This window comes from Arthrobacter sp. N199823 (genome assembly GCF_002929705.1).
In the GTDB taxonomy this organism is placed as follows: Bacteria; Actinomycetota; Actinomycetes; order Actinomycetales; family Micrococcaceae; genus Specibacter.
Map to the genome: position 1 here is coordinate 714,870 of NZ_PJIN01000001.1, position 14,662 is coordinate 729,531.

The 14,662-nt window shown below is 58.9% G+C and carries 11 protein-coding genes and 2 tRNA genes; 11 read left to right on the plus strand and 2 right to left on the minus strand.

All coding sequences use genetic code 11. The features are described from left to right. Nucleotides 1-431: 431 nt before the first annotated feature. On the plus strand, nucleotides 432-1,790 hold the full coding sequence (mgtE, locus tag CXQ93_RS03070) for a magnesium transporter (RefSeq protein WP_104108978.1): 1,359 nt from the start codon (nucleotides 432-434) through the stop codon (nucleotides 1,788-1,790). A gap of 130 nt (nucleotides 1,791-1,920) precedes the next feature. Here the strand turns inward: mgtE and CXQ93_RS03075 are convergent, their stop codons facing one another. Continuing rightward, complete coding sequence (locus CXQ93_RS03075; protein WP_181036027.1) at nucleotides 1,921-2,493, minus strand: TetR/AcrR family transcriptional regulator; 573 nt, start codon at nucleotides 2,491-2,493, stop codon at nucleotides 1,921-1,923. 341 nt (nucleotides 2,494-2,834) lie between these two features. Here CXQ93_RS03075 and dusB point away from each other — a divergent pair, with 341 nt between their 5' ends. Beyond that, on the plus strand, nucleotides 2,835-4,016 hold the full coding sequence (gene dusB / locus CXQ93_RS03080; RefSeq protein WP_181036028.1) for a tRNA dihydrouridine synthase DusB: 1,182 nt from the start codon (nucleotides 2,835-2,837) through the stop codon (nucleotides 4,014-4,016). Nucleotides 4,017-4,231: 215 nt separating this feature from the next. Beyond that, entirely contained in the window at nucleotides 4,232-5,506 is a 1,275-nt protein-coding gene (locus tag CXQ93_RS03085; protein ID WP_104109197.1) for a deoxyguanosinetriphosphate triphosphohydrolase, read from the plus strand. Between the two features lie 39 nt (nucleotides 5,507-5,545). On the opposite strand, the gene CXQ93_RS03090 is transcribed toward CXQ93_RS03085, so the two are convergent. After that, on the minus strand, nucleotides 5,546-5,779 hold the full coding sequence (locus CXQ93_RS03090; protein ID WP_146073151.1) for a hypothetical protein: 234 nt from the start codon (nucleotides 5,777-5,779) through the stop codon (nucleotides 5,546-5,548). 210 nt (nucleotides 5,780-5,989) lie between these two features. On the opposite strand from CXQ93_RS03090, the gene dnaG reads away from it, so the two are divergent. The 8 genes from dnaG (at nucleotide 5,990) to CXQ93_RS03130 (ending at nucleotide 14,639) form a co-directional block, all read left to right on the plus strand. Then, a complete protein-coding gene (gene dnaG / locus CXQ93_RS03095; RefSeq protein WP_104108981.1) occupies nucleotides 5,990-7,909 on the plus strand; it encodes a DNA primase in 1,920 nt (639 codons plus the stop codon). 62 nt (nucleotides 7,910-7,971) lie between these two features. Beyond that, nucleotides 7,972-8,047, plus strand: a tRNA-Asn gene (locus tag CXQ93_RS03100). A gap of 127 nt (nucleotides 8,048-8,174) precedes the next feature. Beyond that, a tRNA-Asn gene (locus tag CXQ93_RS03105) sits at nucleotides 8,175-8,250 on the plus strand. Nucleotides 8,251-8,655: 405 nt separating this feature from the next. Next, the gene (locus tag CXQ93_RS03110; protein ID WP_104108982.1) at nucleotides 8,656-9,666 is read left to right on the plus strand and encodes a LacI family DNA-binding transcriptional regulator; all 1,011 of its coding nucleotides are present in this window, start codon (nucleotides 8,656-8,658) and stop codon (nucleotides 9,664-9,666) included. 50 nt (nucleotides 9,667-9,716) lie between these two features. Then, nucleotides 9,717-10,697, plus strand: coding sequence for a ribokinase (locus tag CXQ93_RS03115; protein WP_104108983.1), 981 nt, complete (start codon nucleotides 9,717-9,719; stop codon nucleotides 10,695-10,697). A 63-nt stretch (nucleotides 10,698-10,760) separates the two neighbouring features. Further along, nucleotides 10,761-11,165 (plus strand): D-ribose pyranase, encoded by a 405-nt coding sequence (rbsD, locus tag CXQ93_RS03120; protein WP_104108984.1) that lies wholly within the window; start codon nucleotides 10,761-10,763, stop codon nucleotides 11,163-11,165. A 1-nt stretch (nucleotide 11,166) separates the two neighbouring features. After that, the gene (locus CXQ93_RS03125; RefSeq protein WP_104108985.1) at nucleotides 11,167-12,657 is read left to right on the plus strand and encodes a sugar ABC transporter ATP-binding protein; all 1,491 of its coding nucleotides are present in this window, start codon (nucleotides 11,167-11,169) and stop codon (nucleotides 12,655-12,657) included. Continuing rightward, entirely contained in the window at nucleotides 12,654-14,639 is a 1,986-nt protein-coding gene (locus tag CXQ93_RS03130) for a substrate-binding domain-containing protein (protein ID WP_104108986.1), read from the plus strand. The genes CXQ93_RS03125 and CXQ93_RS03130 overlap by 4 nt, the downstream gene beginning before the upstream one ends. Nucleotides 14,640-14,662: the final 23 nt, after the last annotated feature.

Below are 14,662 nucleotides of genomic sequence, written 5' to 3' on the forward strand. Positions count from 1 at the left end.
GCCTCGATTCGTGGAACACCCCGCCGGTGCCTTACGATTGCGGTAACGCCCGGATTCGGCATGAATCCCTTTTGAGGGCAGTACATACGCCCGGGATGGGCCTTGGAATGTTGGAGGTGAGCCGCACATGGACGACGGACATAGTCGATCTACGTCACCGCGCGAGCCTCGCCGGCTTCACCGGAATTCCCGCTCTTTCTAATTTCTCCCAACTCGTGGCACCACGCGGATGTTTAGCTCCGTGTGAGATTGCTGAGCGAGCTGTGGATGATAAGCCTGGCAGCGTTCAGGCTCTTGAGAAGAGCATTCCCACCGGCATTGGTTTGTGCGGTAGCGCCTCGTAGCAGCACGCCACACACCCATATTCTGCACACGCCCGCGGTAAGCGCCGCGTTATGCCCGCGTGTGTTTTTACCGGAGGGATTCGGATCATGATCAAGTACCCAGTTCAGACTTTTGAGGACAGCGCAGAGCTGCTGAGCCGCGCGTTGAGCCAGCAGGATCTGGCTGCCATTTCCAGGGCGCTCTTGCCCTTGAATACGGCCGAGACCTTGGAACAGCTGGAACGGCTGAACACCATTGAGCGGGCGCTGGCCTACCGCACGCTGCCCAAGGGCCGTGCCGTTGAAGTCTTTGAGCGCCTCGATGCTGCCTTGCAGGCCGACCTTGTGACAGGTCTGAAGGAAGCTGAAGTTGCCGAGGTTTTTGCGCAGTTGAGCCCTGATGACCGTGTGGCACTGCTCGATGAGCTTCCTGCTTCCGTAGCTCACCGGCTCATTTCCGGGCTGGATGAGAAGGAGCGGGCGCTGACAAGCACCGTGTTGGGCTACGCCCAAGGTGCCGTTGGTCGGTACATGAGCCCGGAATTTGTCACCACTCATCCGCACCTGAGCGTGGCGCAGACGTTTGCCCGCGTGCGTTCTCAGCTGGATGACGCGGAGAGTGTTTACACCATTCCGGTGACTGATACCGGCCGGCATTTGGTGGGTGTGGTGTCTCTGCGTGATGTGTTGCGAGCCGAAGATTCGGCCTTGGTATCCAGCATCATGAAGGACCCGCTGAGCTTTCCTGCCACCGAAGATGTGGAGGAAGCTGCACGGTATTGTGCCGACGCCAAGATTCTGGTGTTGCCCATAGTCGACGCCGAGGACCGGCTGGTGGGCATCCTGACAGTTGACGACGCTCTGGCGATTCTCGAGGATGCCGAAACCGAGGACGCAGCCCGCTCGGGTGGGACCGAACCGCTACGCCGGCCGTATCTGGCCACTCCTGTGGGCGCCATTGTCCGCGCCCGGGTGGTGTGGTTGCTGGTGCTCGCAGTGGGGGCGACCCTCACGGTCCAAGTCATCGGCGCGTTCCAGGCCACGCTGGAGGAACAGGTGGTGCTCTCGCTGTTCATCCCGCTGCTGATCGGAACCGGCGGCAATACCGGCAACCAAGCCGCAACCACCATCACCCGCGCCCTGGCACTGGGCGATGTCCGTCCGCGAGATTTCCTCAAAGTCTTCGCCCGCGAGGTGCGCGTTGGCGCATTCCTGGGCTTGCTGCTGGGAACTCTGGGCTTCGTGATCGCTACGCTCGCCTTCTCCGCGCCACTGGGCTGGGTCATTGGCCTGACACTGCTGGGCGTGTGCACCATGGCGGCCAGCATTGGCGGGCTCATGCCGCTCCTGGGTAAGGCGGTCAGGGCTGATCCGGCAGTGTTCTCCAACCCGTTCATCTCGACGTTTGTCGACGCGGCCGGGCTGATCATTTACTTCCTGATCGCCACCACCATTCTGGGCCTCTAGCCACCGAAAAACGCTCCCTCACCAAATGGGGTGTTTTGGGCAACGCTCCCTCACCTGGCCCTTCTTGCCAGCCTCGGGTGAGGGAGCGTTGCCCAAAACACCCCGAAAGGTGAGGGAGCGTCTGTGGGAGTTAGGGCACTAGCTTCCCTGAGAACGTGAAAAGGATGGCGGCGGAGACTTCTTCCACGGGTGTTTCCGGGCTGAACAGCAGCCATTCCAGCCCGCCCATGAGCGTGGCTCCGAAGATGCCGCCGGCCATCAAGAGGCGGCTACTCTCGGATGTGCCAGCAGGGACCAATGGCAATAGGGCTGCACCAATCTCCGTCACGGCCTCACGACGCAGCCCCGTCACAGTTGTCTGCCAGGCCCTGTCGGTGCGGAAAATCTCAGCTGCCATGAGTTTGGCCAGGGCCTGGTTGCTGGCGATCAGGGTCAGCATGTCAGAAACCATGGACTCGATCGCGGCAAAGCCGGCACTCCGCACACGTGCAGCCGCTAAGGTTTCGGCCAGTGAACAGACTCCCGTGGTCAGCAGTTCCTCGAATAGCTTGTCCTTGGAGGCAAAGTTGTAATAGACACTGCCCTTGGCCACGCCAGCACGCTCGGCTACCTCATCCATGGTGGTCCCGGAAATACCGTGGACTGCACCGAGCTCCAGCGCGGCAGTGAGAATGGCCTTCTTGGTGGGGGAGATGCGGGGCACGGGATTCCTTGGTTTGGAGCGATGGGATCTGGATCGATGGGTACTAGACCGATGGTTACTGGGCGGAGCCCACAAGACGTGTGGCAAGCAATATCACCGAGGCCCACAGACGGGAGTCTATTCCACCAGTGAACAACTCCCGAAGTCCAGGCACAAGCTAGGCCACTGCCAGGATCTTGCGGAGGAGTGCCCTCAAGAACGCGATGGGACCCGGGCTTTTGCGTGATCTTGTTCACGAAGGAAGCTACATCCTGTCCGTGAATCCGGTGGCGACGGGGGATTCGCCAGATTTCCGGCCGGGGCACCGCGCAGAATTTGGCAGGATTTGAGAGAATTGATTTGTGACTGTTACAGACATCCCCACCAGCGATACCAAACTGGACCTCCCGCCCCTGAAACTCGGCAACATTACGGTGGACACCCCCGTGATTCTTGCCCCCATGGCCGGGATTACCAACACCGCGTTCCGCAGGCTCTGCCGCGAACACGGTGGTGGCGTTTTCGTGTCCGAGATGGTGACCTCCCGCGCACTCGTGGAGCGTACTCCGGAATCCATGCGCCTCATCAGCCACGACGACGATGAGCAGATCCGCTCCGTTCAGCTGTACGGCGTGGACCCTGAAACTGTGGGCAAGGCCGTGCGCATGCTGGTCGAGGAAGATCACGCTGACCACATTGACCTGAACTTTGGATGCCCCGTCGCCAAGGTGACCCGCCGCGGAGGCGGCGCCGCGCTGCCTTGGAAGTTGGACCTGTTCACCTCCATTGTTCAGACAGCTGTGCGCGAAGCCTCCAAGGGTGGGTTGCCGCTGACCATCAAGATGCGTAAGGGTATCGACGAGGACCACCTCACGTATTTGGAAGCTGGCCGTATTGCGCGCGACGCCGGAGTTGCTGCGGTTGCGCTGCACGGCCGCACCGCCAACCAGTTCTACTCGGGTCAGGCTGACTGGGACTCCATTGCACGATTGCGTGAGGCTCTCCCCGATATTCCGGTCCTGGGTAACGGGGATATCTGGAGTGCCGAAGACGCCATCGCCATGGTGCGCCAGACAGGCGTCGACGGCGTAGTGGTAGGCCGCGGTTGCCAGGGCCGCCCGTGGTTGTTCGGGGACCTGATGAACGCTTTCGAGGGCAGCGATACCCGCCACAAGCCCGGAATGGCTGAGGTTTCCGCTGCCGTGTACCGCCACGCCGAACTGCTGGTGGATACCTTCGACGACGAAAACAAGGCCTTGCGCGACATCCGCAAGCACATGGCATGGTACTTCAAGGGTTATGTGGTGGGCGGAGATCTGCGCGCCAAGCTGTCCTGCGTCCCCACACTTGAGGTGCTGCGCGAACTGCTGGATCAGCTCGATATGTCGGGGGAGTACCCCGGGGTTGACGCTGAAGGACCTCGCGGCCGTGCAGGCACCCCCAAGCGCACAGCTCTTCCTGCCGGTTGGCTGGATGCACGCACCCTGAGCGGATCACAAAAGGTGGAACTCGTCGGAGCTGAACTGGACGTCTCCGGCGGATAGTCCCAAGGCTCTCCCGATGGGCAGCTCGCAGAGCGAGCCGACCGTGGGCCCCTCGAGCCTGTGGGCCCAGGGCTCTCCTCATGGGCAGCTCGCAGAGCGAGCCGACCGTGGGGCCCTCGAGCCTGTGGGCCCAAGGCCCGTGGGACCCATGACGCTACGGCCAGCCTGTGGACAACGTCCCCGACCGCCGCGGCGTTGGCCCTAAACTGGGATTTATGGCCAACGAATCACAGTCTGTCTACCTGCCCCACGATCAGCAACGCTGGGTACAGGAGGCGCCAAAAACCAGTTTCCGCACGGTCTTTGAGCGGGACAGGGCACGTGTGCTGCATTCTTCGGCGCTACGCCGGCTGGGCGCCAAAACCCAAGTGGTGGCCCCAGACACCGATGACTTTGTGCGCACCCGCCTGACCCACAGCCTGGAAGTGGCCCAGATTGGCCGTGAGCTGGCAGGCACGTTGGGCTGCGATCGCGATGTGGTGGACACCGCGTGCCTGGCCCATGACCTCGGCCACCCGCCTTTTGGGCACAACGGCGAATCGGTCCTCAATTCTCTGTCCCACGCCATTGGCGGATTTGAAGGCAACGCCCAAACACTGCGGTTGTTGACCCGGCTCGAGTCCAAGGTCTTCACGCCCGACGGCGGATCGGCAGGCCTGAACCTGACCCGTGCCTCGCTCGACGCCTCAGCGAAATACCCGTGGTTTGCCGTGGATGCACCCATCATTGATGGCTTGCGGACGGGTAAATTCGGCGCCTATGCTGACGATCTTCCCGTCTTCAACTGGCTGCGCCAAGGCGCCCCGGAAGGCAAGAGTTGCATCGAGGCCCAGGTCATGGACCTCGCTGATGACATTTCCTACTCGGTCCATGACGTTGAAGATGCCATTGTTGCCGGGCATGTCCAGCTCAAGTGGCTGGCCAACCAAGACCAGCGCAACCGGGTTCTTGGCTACACGCAGCAGTGGTACCTGCCCAACGTGGATGTGGCCGAAATTGACGCCGCTCTCAAGCGCCTCGAGGCCGGGGACGTGTGGGTGCGCCACGCCGACGGCAGTCGCCGTTCCATGGCCGCCCTGAAAGATATGACCAGCCAGCTAATTGGCCGCTTCTGCCAGAGTGCCGTCGCCGCCACCCGTGCCGTGCATGGCACCGGGCCGTTGGCACGCTACGCAGGCGAGGTGGTGGTGCCGCAAGAAACGCTGCTGGAAATTGCCGTCATGAAGGGTCTGGCCACCACATTCGTCATGACCACCGATCACCGCCAGCCCATTTATCAGCGCCAGCAGGACATTCTCAGTGAGCTGGTGGCCGTGCTGAGTGTGACCGGGGATGCGCATCTGGAGACCATGTTTGCCGCCGATTGGCGGGACGCGCACGACGACGCGTCCCGGCTTCGAGTGGTTATCGACCAGATCGCTTCACTGACGGATGTATCGGCACTTGCGCTGCACGAGAGGCTCGTGGGCACCGAACGCACGCTCTTGTAGGCGCGTCCAGGGCAAGGCGCAGGGTTGCTACGGAGCTACTTACGGAGCTGTTGCGGAGTAGCCCTGCATCATGGTGGTGATCTGGTCCAGTTGTTCGGGGCTGGCAGTGGAGATAACCAGCGCCATAACGGCTGTCAGCAGCAGTGCCAGGACAACTCCAGCAAGCACAGTGATCAGGATGACTTTAGTGTCATCGTTCATGCGCGGGGCAGCGGCGACGTTTGTGTCCAGGCTCGAGTCCGTGGCGGTGGTCTGGTGAATTGCGGTAGTCATGGGGTTCCCTTTGGCTAGCTCAGTGAAAATAGTTTTGGTTCGGTTTCGAACACTTTTCCACGCCATTGGGGCGCTTCCAGTCTACGGGTGGTAGGGCTGTGAGTAGGGCGAGAACGCGGGTGATTCTAGCCACCTAGGCTGTTACCCGCAGGTTTTTGCCGGTGGTCCCGTTCGGCGTCTGGGCGCAGGAATCTCACGTAAACTGACCGGGTGGCTGGCCTGATTAAACGAGAAGATATTGATGAGGTGCGCACGCGCACCGACCTCAAGGAGATTGTTGACGCCTACGTCACCTTGAAGTCAGCCGGGATTGGTTCCTTTAAGGGCCTGTGCCCCTTTCATGACGAGCGGAGCCCGTCTTTCCACGTGCGCCCACAAATGGGTTACTTCCATTGCTTTGGCTGTCAGGAGAGTGGCGATGTCATCTCCTTCATTCAGAAAATGGACCATATCTCCTTCTCCGAGGCCGTGGAGAAGCTGGCGGGACGGATCAGTTACGAGCTGCGCTACGAGGACGGCGGAACAGGTCCGCGCCGCGAAGATGTAGGCAAGCGCCAACGCCTTCTGGACGCCCATAAAATTGCCGGTGAATTCTTCCGCGCCCAACTTCTGACTCCCGGCGCAGCCGCAGGACGGCAGTTTTTGGACGAGCGCGGCTTTGACCGTGAAGCCGCTGAGCGGTTCGGCGTGGGCTTTGCCCCGCAGGGCTGGGATGCGCTCCTCAAGCACCTGACAGGCAAGGGGTTCACGCAGGAGGAGTTGAAGATGACAGGCATGTTCTCCGAAGGGCAGCGAGGTATTTATGATCGTTTCCGTGGCCGCCTCATCTGGCCCATCCGCGATATTGCCGGGGACACCGTGGGTTTCGGTGCCCGCAAGCTTTTCGAGGACGATCAGGGCCCGAAGTACCTGAACACTCCCGAGACCAGCCTGTACAAGAAGTCCCAGGTGCTCTACGGGATTGACTTGGCGAAGAAGAGCATCGCCTCTAAACGCCAGCTCGTAGTGGTGGAAGGCTACACGGACGTTATGGCCTGCCATCTGGCCGGCGTGGACACCGCCGTGGCCACCTGTGGAACCGCCTTTGGTGCTGACCACATCAAGGTCGCCAGGCGCCTGCTCTCGGACGACGGAACTGGCGGAGAAGTAGTCTTCACCTTCGACGGCGATGCGGCAGGACAGAAGGCCGCGCTCAAGGCGTTCGACGAGGACCAGCGCTTCACAGCCCAGACGTTCGTGGCCGTTGAACCGACAGGTGCCGACCCGTGTGAGTTGCGGCAGCGCAAGGGCGATGAGGCTGTTCATGCCTTGATCCGTTCACGGCGCCCCCTGTTTGAATTCGCCATCCGCACTACTTTGGCCAAGTTTGATCTGAGCACCGTGGAGGGCAGGGTCAGCGGCCTGCGCGCCTCAGCCCCCGTGGTGGCCGCCATCCGTGACGGGTCCACCCGGATGGGCTACAGCCAGGAGCTGGCCGGCTGGCTGGGCATGGCTGACCCCAATGAGGTGCTGCGCGCGGTGAAGGGTGCTGAGCGTCGTGCTCACAGTCAGCCCGGCACTCAGGGCTCGGGGCAGGGAAACGCGAGGAGCGACGTCGTTCGTCATCAGCAGGCTCCGGCAGCCACAACCGAGGTGGAGCAGGCGCCACCCACCATGTCCCGTCCGGATCCGCGTGATCCGCAGGGACGTATGGAGCGGGAGGCGCTGGAGGTTGTTTTGCAGCATCCGGGGTTCTTGTCGGCGGGGAATTGGCAGCACTTTGCAGCCACAGAGTTTGTGGTGCCCGCTTACAAAGCCGTCCAGCAGGGAATCTATCTGGCGGGGGAGTCACAGGTGGCGTCGTCGCAGTGGCTGGAGGCGGTCCGGGAGCATGTTCCGCCTGAATTGGGGTCACTGGTGGCTGAACTGGCGTTGAGCCCGCTGCCGGCCACACGTGAGGAAACGTTGACGCGGTACTGTCGCGATATTCTGCGCCGACTTTTTGAGTTGCAAATCACCCGCCTGAAGGAAGAGCGTTTGGGAGCCTTGCAACGGATGGATCCGGCCGTAGATCCAGAGAGCTACAACCTGTTGCAGCGCGAATTGATGGAGCTGGAAACGGCTCGCAGGCAGCTGCGCGGGGACGGCTAGGGAGCCGGGGACCACTCGATTTCACAACTGGGCAACCCTTTGTTATTGTTGTTCCTGCACGATCCCCTATAGCTCAATTGGCAGAGCGTTCGACTGTTAATCGAAAGGTTCCTGGTTCAAGTCCAGGTGGGGGAGCCAAGGCAATAAATTGTCTCCGGCCCTGATGTGGGCCGGAGACAATTATTGTGTTGAGTGTGTGGAAATGATCGGTTTTGATCTAATTTGATTTGAACTGATTGTTACTGCTAAGATTTACTTGCCGCATTCCCCTATAGCTCAATTGGCAGAGCGTTCGACTGTTAATCGAAAGGTTCCTGGTTCAAGTCCAGGTGGGGGAGCCAAACACTAAAGAATCCCCGTACTCCATGCGAGTGCGGGGATTCTTTTTTGTGTTTAATAGTCCGGCTGCGGTGTGAGGTCAGGGGTTAGCGGCCACTCACATTCCAACCTGCAGGTAATGCGAAAAATCCCGCTGATTTATCGCATTACCTGCAGGCTGGAATCGAGAATGCCTGTTCAGCCGCGACTGCAGTGGAGTTGGCATTCTTGGCGGGCGGTTGTTAGCAATCCCACGCCCGGCGAGAGGACATGGTTGCGCTGGGGACTGAAAACGTTTACAGTGATTCACGTAACTGAAAACGTTTACAGTAATTCCGGTGGACTTGATCATCCTCATGTAGCGCCGGGAATGACCCAAGACTTCTAGTAAGTAGAAATTCTGCAACGACTCAAAGGAGAGCGCAGACATGGCTAACATCCACGATGTTGCGCAACGCGCAGGAGTTTCCATCGCCACCGTCTCACGCATGCTTTCTGGCGAGAATATTCGTAACAGGGCTGCTGTAGAGGGGGCCATCGCCGAACTGGGTTACCGGCCCAACGCCAGTGCGCGTGGTCTCAGGCTGGGGCGCCACCACACCATCGCCGTCATTGTCCCGGACATAGCCAACCCCTACTTTGCCACGTTGGTCCGCGGCATCGAGGAACGGGTCATGACCAAGGGCTTCCGAATCATCGTCGCCAGTAGTGATGAGCAGTTCACGGCCGAACGCGAAGTTCTGGGCGGACTTATTGACGCTGTCGACGCCGTCGCCATTGTGCCGGCTGAGGCGAGCGACCGCACGCACCGGATGCTTGCAGATCTAGGAAAACCCGTGGTTCTCATCGACCGAACCGTTGGCGATGACCCGGAATTTGATCTGGTGCATGTTGACAATGCCGGTGGTGCCCGCATGGCGGCTGAACATTTACTATCACTTGGACACCGCCGCATCGGCATCATCAGCGGCCGTCAGGAAACGCTGCCGGGCCAGGTTAGACACAAGGTATTTTTGGACACTCTTTCGTCAGCTGGTGTTCAAGTCGAGCCTGAAGACACCAAGATCGGTGAGTTCACCAGATCATTCGGCGAACGTGCGGCGCAGGAAATGATAGCCGCCAATACTGGAATCACTGCGGTTTTTGTCGGGAACAACACCATGGCCCAAGGAGCACTGCTCTCGTTGCATGCGGCTGGGGTCGGTATTCCGGGCCGACTGTCATTCCTATGTTTCGATGATTTTGACTTAGCCGAGTTACTACCCTCACCTGTGACTGTTATTTCACGTCCGGCCATCGCCGAAGGTCATGCGGCAGCAGATTTGTTGCTGGCGCGCATCGATGACCTGGAGACCGGCAGGCAACGGAAGTTCATGCACAAGGTCCTGCCCGTTGCGTTGACCGTGCGCCAGTCCTGCGCTGCTCCAGCGACTTCATGAACTAAATAGCAGACTCCACCAACCACACTCTTCAACCCCAAAGGAACTCCATGACGTTTACTATGCCCAAAAATGGCAGTGTTTTGGTGATCGGAAGCATCACCTGTGACCTCACCAGTTTCAGCGAACGGTTGCCACGGCCCGGTGAAACCGTGCTTGGTGAGGCATTCACCATGGTCCTTGGTGGCAAGGGAGCCAATCAGGCATTGGCAGCTGCACGAGCTGGCAGCTCAGTCTCGCTGATCGGCAGCGTCGGCGATGACTCATTCAGCCGACTTGTATTGGGCACGCTTGCTGAGGAAAAGATCAACACAGAGCACGTACTTCGCAGCAAGGGAGCCACCGGAATCGCCCATATTCGGGTGGACGCATCAGCTGAAAATGACATTGTCATGATTCCGCTGGCCAATTCACTCCTGAGTCCCAAGCACGTGAGGGACTCGCTGACTGCGCCTACCATGGACGCTACGGTGGCCTTGATTCAGCTTGAAATCCCTTTCGATTCAGCGTTAGAAGCTGCCAGGGGATGTAAAAAACGTGGCATTACCGTGATTCTAGATCCAGCACCTGCGCCGGAGACACCTCTGAATGAGGAATTTTGGCAGTATGTGGACATTGTTACGCCCAATGAAACCGAAGCCCAAATGATGACAGGCATCAAGGTCTATGACCAAGAATCCGCCGTCGAAGCCGGACGGTGGTTCACGGACCGAGGAGTCAGCCGCGCTGTTGTAACTCTGGCAGGTGCTGGCGCGGTTGTCGTCGAACGGCTTGGCGACCAAAAGGACGCGTCAACGCAGGTCAGCTTCCAGAAACCCTTCAAAGTCGTGGCCGTAGACACCACAGCGGCGGGAGACGCCTTTGCCGGGACACTCGGCAGCGCACTTGCCCAAGGGCTCCCTTGGGAGGACTCGCTGCGGCGAGCCATGGCAGGCGGAGCGCTGGCGGTCACCGTGGCTGGGGCCAGTCCCAGCCTTCCCCAACGCGACAGCGTTGATCATTTCCTAACCGTCAATTCGACGATCTTGTAGAACAAACCAATTCCCAGTAAGCACGCCCTCTCTACACACCCTCTACAAAGCAGTGGAGTAATAATGCGAAAAAACAGCGGTACCCTCAACCCGGCATTGTCACGGGTCATCTCCGAACTCGGGCACACCGATGAAATCGTCGTGACCGATGCCGGACTACCTATCCCCAACGGCGTAGAGCGGATCGATCTGGCACTCACGGCCAACGTCCCTGAATTTCTGCAATGCCTTGATGTTGTGTTGGCGGAAGCCAAGTTCGAAGGCGCCATTGCGGCAAGCGAGATCACCATTCATAGTCCCGAGCTTTATACCGCATTGAGTGAACGACTCAACCAGCACATGATTGCCCTTGAATTGGTGCCCCACACAGAGTTCAAGGCGCGAACTTCACAATCCAAGGCTGCCGTTCGATCCGGTGAGTTCACCTCTTATGCCAACGTGATTCTCATCGCTGGGGTGGTGTATTGAGATGACGATTTCCCTCAATGGCATCACGAAGTCTTTTGGGCCGAATCATGTACTGCGCGGTATTGACCTAAGCATCGAGCCAGGCGAAATCGTATCGCTGGTTGGGGAGAACGGCGCAGGGAAATCCACCCTCACCCGAATCATTGCCGGTGCATACCAACCCGATTCCGGTCAGATCATGATCGAGGGCGCACCCCGTAGCTACAGCGTCCCTCAGGACGCAATGGCCGATGGCGTCCAAGTGATTTACCAAGAGTTGAAAAACAACCTCTTCCCTCAACTTGATGTCGCCTCCAACATCTTCGCCCACGATGGAACCGGCGAGTTTGGCCGCTTCTTTGTCAACAAGGACAAGATGCACCGGCGCGCTGCCGAGCTGCTCGCTCAGGTAGGAATTGACGTCGACACACGGCTTGCCGTTGAGAAGTTGAGTTTTGGTGAACAGCAGTTAGTCCAGATCGCCCGATGCCTGAACCACTCCGTGCGGTTGCTGATCTTGGATGAGCCAACGGCTGCCTTGGATGACAGGGAGTCAGAGATGCTCTTCCATCAAGTCCGGAAACTCCAAGAGGCTGGTGTATCCATTATTTACATTAGCCATCGGCTACCCGAGGTGTTTGCGCTCTCGGACCGGATCGTGGTGATGCGTGACGGCCAGGTTTCGCTCAGTGGTACCCCAGCGGAACTTAGCGAGAAAGTGGTAGTTGCTGCCATGGTGGGTGGCGACGTGGAGAATTTCTACCCCAAGGAACACCACGCTACAGAGCGGGTCCGGTTGGACGTCCAGAATCTCCAGGCCGACGGCGTCAACGGCGTCTCCTTTCGGGTGCACGCGGGTGAAGTTCTTGGGATCGGTGGTGTCATGGGAAGTGGCAAGGGTGAAGTTCTCCGCGCACTTTTCGGTCTCAACGACTCCAGCGGAGCCGTTGAATTGGACGGCGATATTGTCACCCTTTCCTCGCCAAAACGCGCCATAAAAGCAGGAATCGCCTACCTCACGCCGGATCGGCAAGCAGAAGGGTTGACCCTTGCGCAGCCCATCTCGCACAACGAATCACTGGCAACCTTGGCGGACATCACACGGAACGGTGTTGTTTCCCGAAAAGCCGAATGGGAACGGTGCCAAGAAGTCTCAACCCGGCTCAGTATCAAGTGCAACAGCATCGACGATGCCGTCGGGACCCTCTCTGGTGGAAACCAGCAGAAGGTGTTGCTGGCCAGGTGTCTGCTGAGCAACCCCGCAATCTTACTGATGGAAGAACCAACGCGGGGTGTGGATGTGGGGGCCAAGGCAGAAATCTATTCCATCATCAATGACGTTGCCGCCCAAGGCGTGGCAGTTGTCCTTGTCTCATCCGATCTTCCCGAATTAGTCGAAATGTCAGACCGCGTTCTGGTCATGCGAGAAGGCAGCATCAACGCTGAACTGTCCGCCCCCGCATTGACTCAGCAAGCCGTCCTTGAAAACGCAATGGAGACCCTAGCCCGATGAAAAAAATATCAATCTTCAGTGACCAGCTGCGTGCTGTTTGGATGTTGGCGCTGGTGGCCATCGCCCTTGTCTTCGCCACACCGTTGTTCCTGCAATCCTCAAATATGCTCAACATTCTGCTCACAGCAGCTGTGGTGGCATTGATCGCCGCGGGTCAGACGTACGTCATTATTCTGGCCGAAATCGACTTGTCCGTAGGTGCCGTGTTGGGCTTCAGTGCCATCATCACGGCGTCCGTGATGAGCGATCATGGACCCGTGGCCGGCCTTGCCGCTGGTCTGCTTGTTGGAGCCTTGGCAGGAGCCATCAACGGACTGTTGGTTACCAAAACAAGGATGCCGTCATTCATCGCGACTTTGGCTACCATGTCTATTTTTGCTGGCCTTACCCTGCAATTCTCCCAAGGTAACCCGGTCAAAGTCACCAGTGAATCATTTCTATTCCTGGGTCAGGGACACCTCTTGGGGATACCCACACCAATCTGGATCATGGTCGGCGCTACCGTGCTGTTCGGCTACATCCTTGCCCGGACGCGATACGGCCGCGAGCTTTACGCCACCGGCGACAACGAAGATGCTGCGCGCCTTGCCGGAGTCAACACCGCTCGCGTGAAGATCATGGCTTTCATGATCTCCGGTGTACTTGCAGCTGTTGCTGGGTTCATCCTCACGGCACGTCTGGGCACTGCCCAGCCCACGGCAGGCTCCGGGCTTGAACTCTCCGCCATTGCAGCTGTCATTATCGGTGGTACCAGTTTGGCTGGCGGACGTGGCGCCCTACTGGGCACCGTGGTTGGTGCTGTCCTCCTGTCCATGATTGACAACGGACTGAACCTCTTGAATGTTTCCCCGTTCTTGCAGGGAGTGGTTAAGGGTGCCGTTATCTTGTTCGCTGTCTACATCGACCGCAACTCCGGTGTCCTCATGCGAATCTTCCGCCAGCCACCGCCCTCCGGGCCGAAGACCTCAGCCGGCTCCTTGGAAATGGGTGCGCGGGCACGCACACCTCAGATCGCAGCGATTACGATTCTGGCGTTGCTGGTGGCAGGAGCTGGTGTCACTACAGTTGTTCGCGCTAATGCTGAAAATGGCGCAGTAGGCTCGGCTAAATCGGCCACCTTGGTGATCTCCACTCTCAACAACCCGTTCTTTGTCTCTGTGGCCGACGGCGCCAAGAATGAGGCAATGAAATTGGGTATGGCCCTCGACGTGCAAAACGCCAATAACAATGACACGCAGTCCTTGAACCAGGCCACCACGGCGTTGGTGAAAAAGCCCGATGTACTAGTTCTTGATCCCACTTCTAGTGAGGCCGGAGGGTCCATCACGGTCCAGGCAAACCAAGCGAACGTACCGGTTGTAGCCTTTGACCGCATGCCGGATCAGGGAAAATTGGCGGCCTTCATCGGTTATGACGCAGTACAAGCGGGCCGTAATGGCGCAAAAGCACTGTGCGATGCAATGGGCGGATCCGGAAAAGCAGCCGAGCTTCAGGGAATCCTGGGTACAAGCGTGGCCCGTGATCGCTCTAACGGATTCCAAGAGGGTATGAAGAAATGCTCTGGAGTGGAACTGGTAGCGGTTCAGTCGGGAGATTTTGATCGAGGCAAGTCCTTGGACGTGACAACAAACATGCTCCAGGCCAATCCGAGCATCTCTGGAATCTACGGAGCCAACGATGAAATGGCGCTCGGTGCCGTTGCGGCCGTCAAGTCTCGCGGACTGTTGGCCTCGATCAAGATCGTTGGAAACGATGGCATCGGAGATGCGCTCGATGCGGTCAAGAACGGTGAAATGTACGCAACCAACGCAGAATCCCCGTTTGCCTTGGGCCAGGCAGTGATCAAAACCAGCCATGCAGTAGCGGCAGGTGAAACTGTTGAGGAATCCCTCGTTTTGCAAGGAAAGCTTGTCACCGGTGCCAGCGTCAGCGAATTCTGTGATTATCTTCGCGACTTGGGCGACGTAGACACCTGCAAGTAAACCGGTCGGGCGGAGCCTGACAG

Excerpts from the sequence above, each read along its gene's own strand:
- rbsD (WP_104108984.1), top strand. The coding sequence starts at position 10,761 with ATGCGAAAAAACAGCGGTACCCTCAACCCGGCATTGTCACGGGTCATC.
- CXQ93_RS03115 (WP_104108983.1), top strand. The coding sequence starts at position 9,717 with ATGACGTTTACTATGCCCAAAAATGGCAGTGTTTTGGTGATCGGAAGC.
- CXQ93_RS03090 (WP_146073151.1), bottom strand. The coding sequence starts at position 5,779 with ATGACTACCGCAATTCACCAGACCACCGCCACGGACTCGAGCCTGGAC.
- CXQ93_RS03085 (WP_104109197.1), top strand. The coding sequence starts at position 4,232 with ATGGCCAACGAATCACAGTCTGTCTACCTGCCCCACGATCAGCAACGC.
- CXQ93_RS03125 (WP_104108985.1), top strand. The coding sequence starts at position 11,167 with ATGACGATTTCCCTCAATGGCATCACGAAGTCTTTTGGGCCGAATCAT.
- CXQ93_RS03130 (WP_104108986.1), top strand. The coding sequence starts at position 12,654 with ATGAAAAAAATATCAATCTTCAGTGACCAGCTGCGTGCTGTTTGGATG.
- mgtE (WP_104108978.1), top strand. The coding sequence starts at position 432 with ATGATCAAGTACCCAGTTCAGACTTTTGAGGACAGCGCAGAGCTGCTG.
- CXQ93_RS03110 (WP_104108982.1), top strand. The coding sequence starts at position 8,656 with ATGGCTAACATCCACGATGTTGCGCAACGCGCAGGAGTTTCCATCGCC.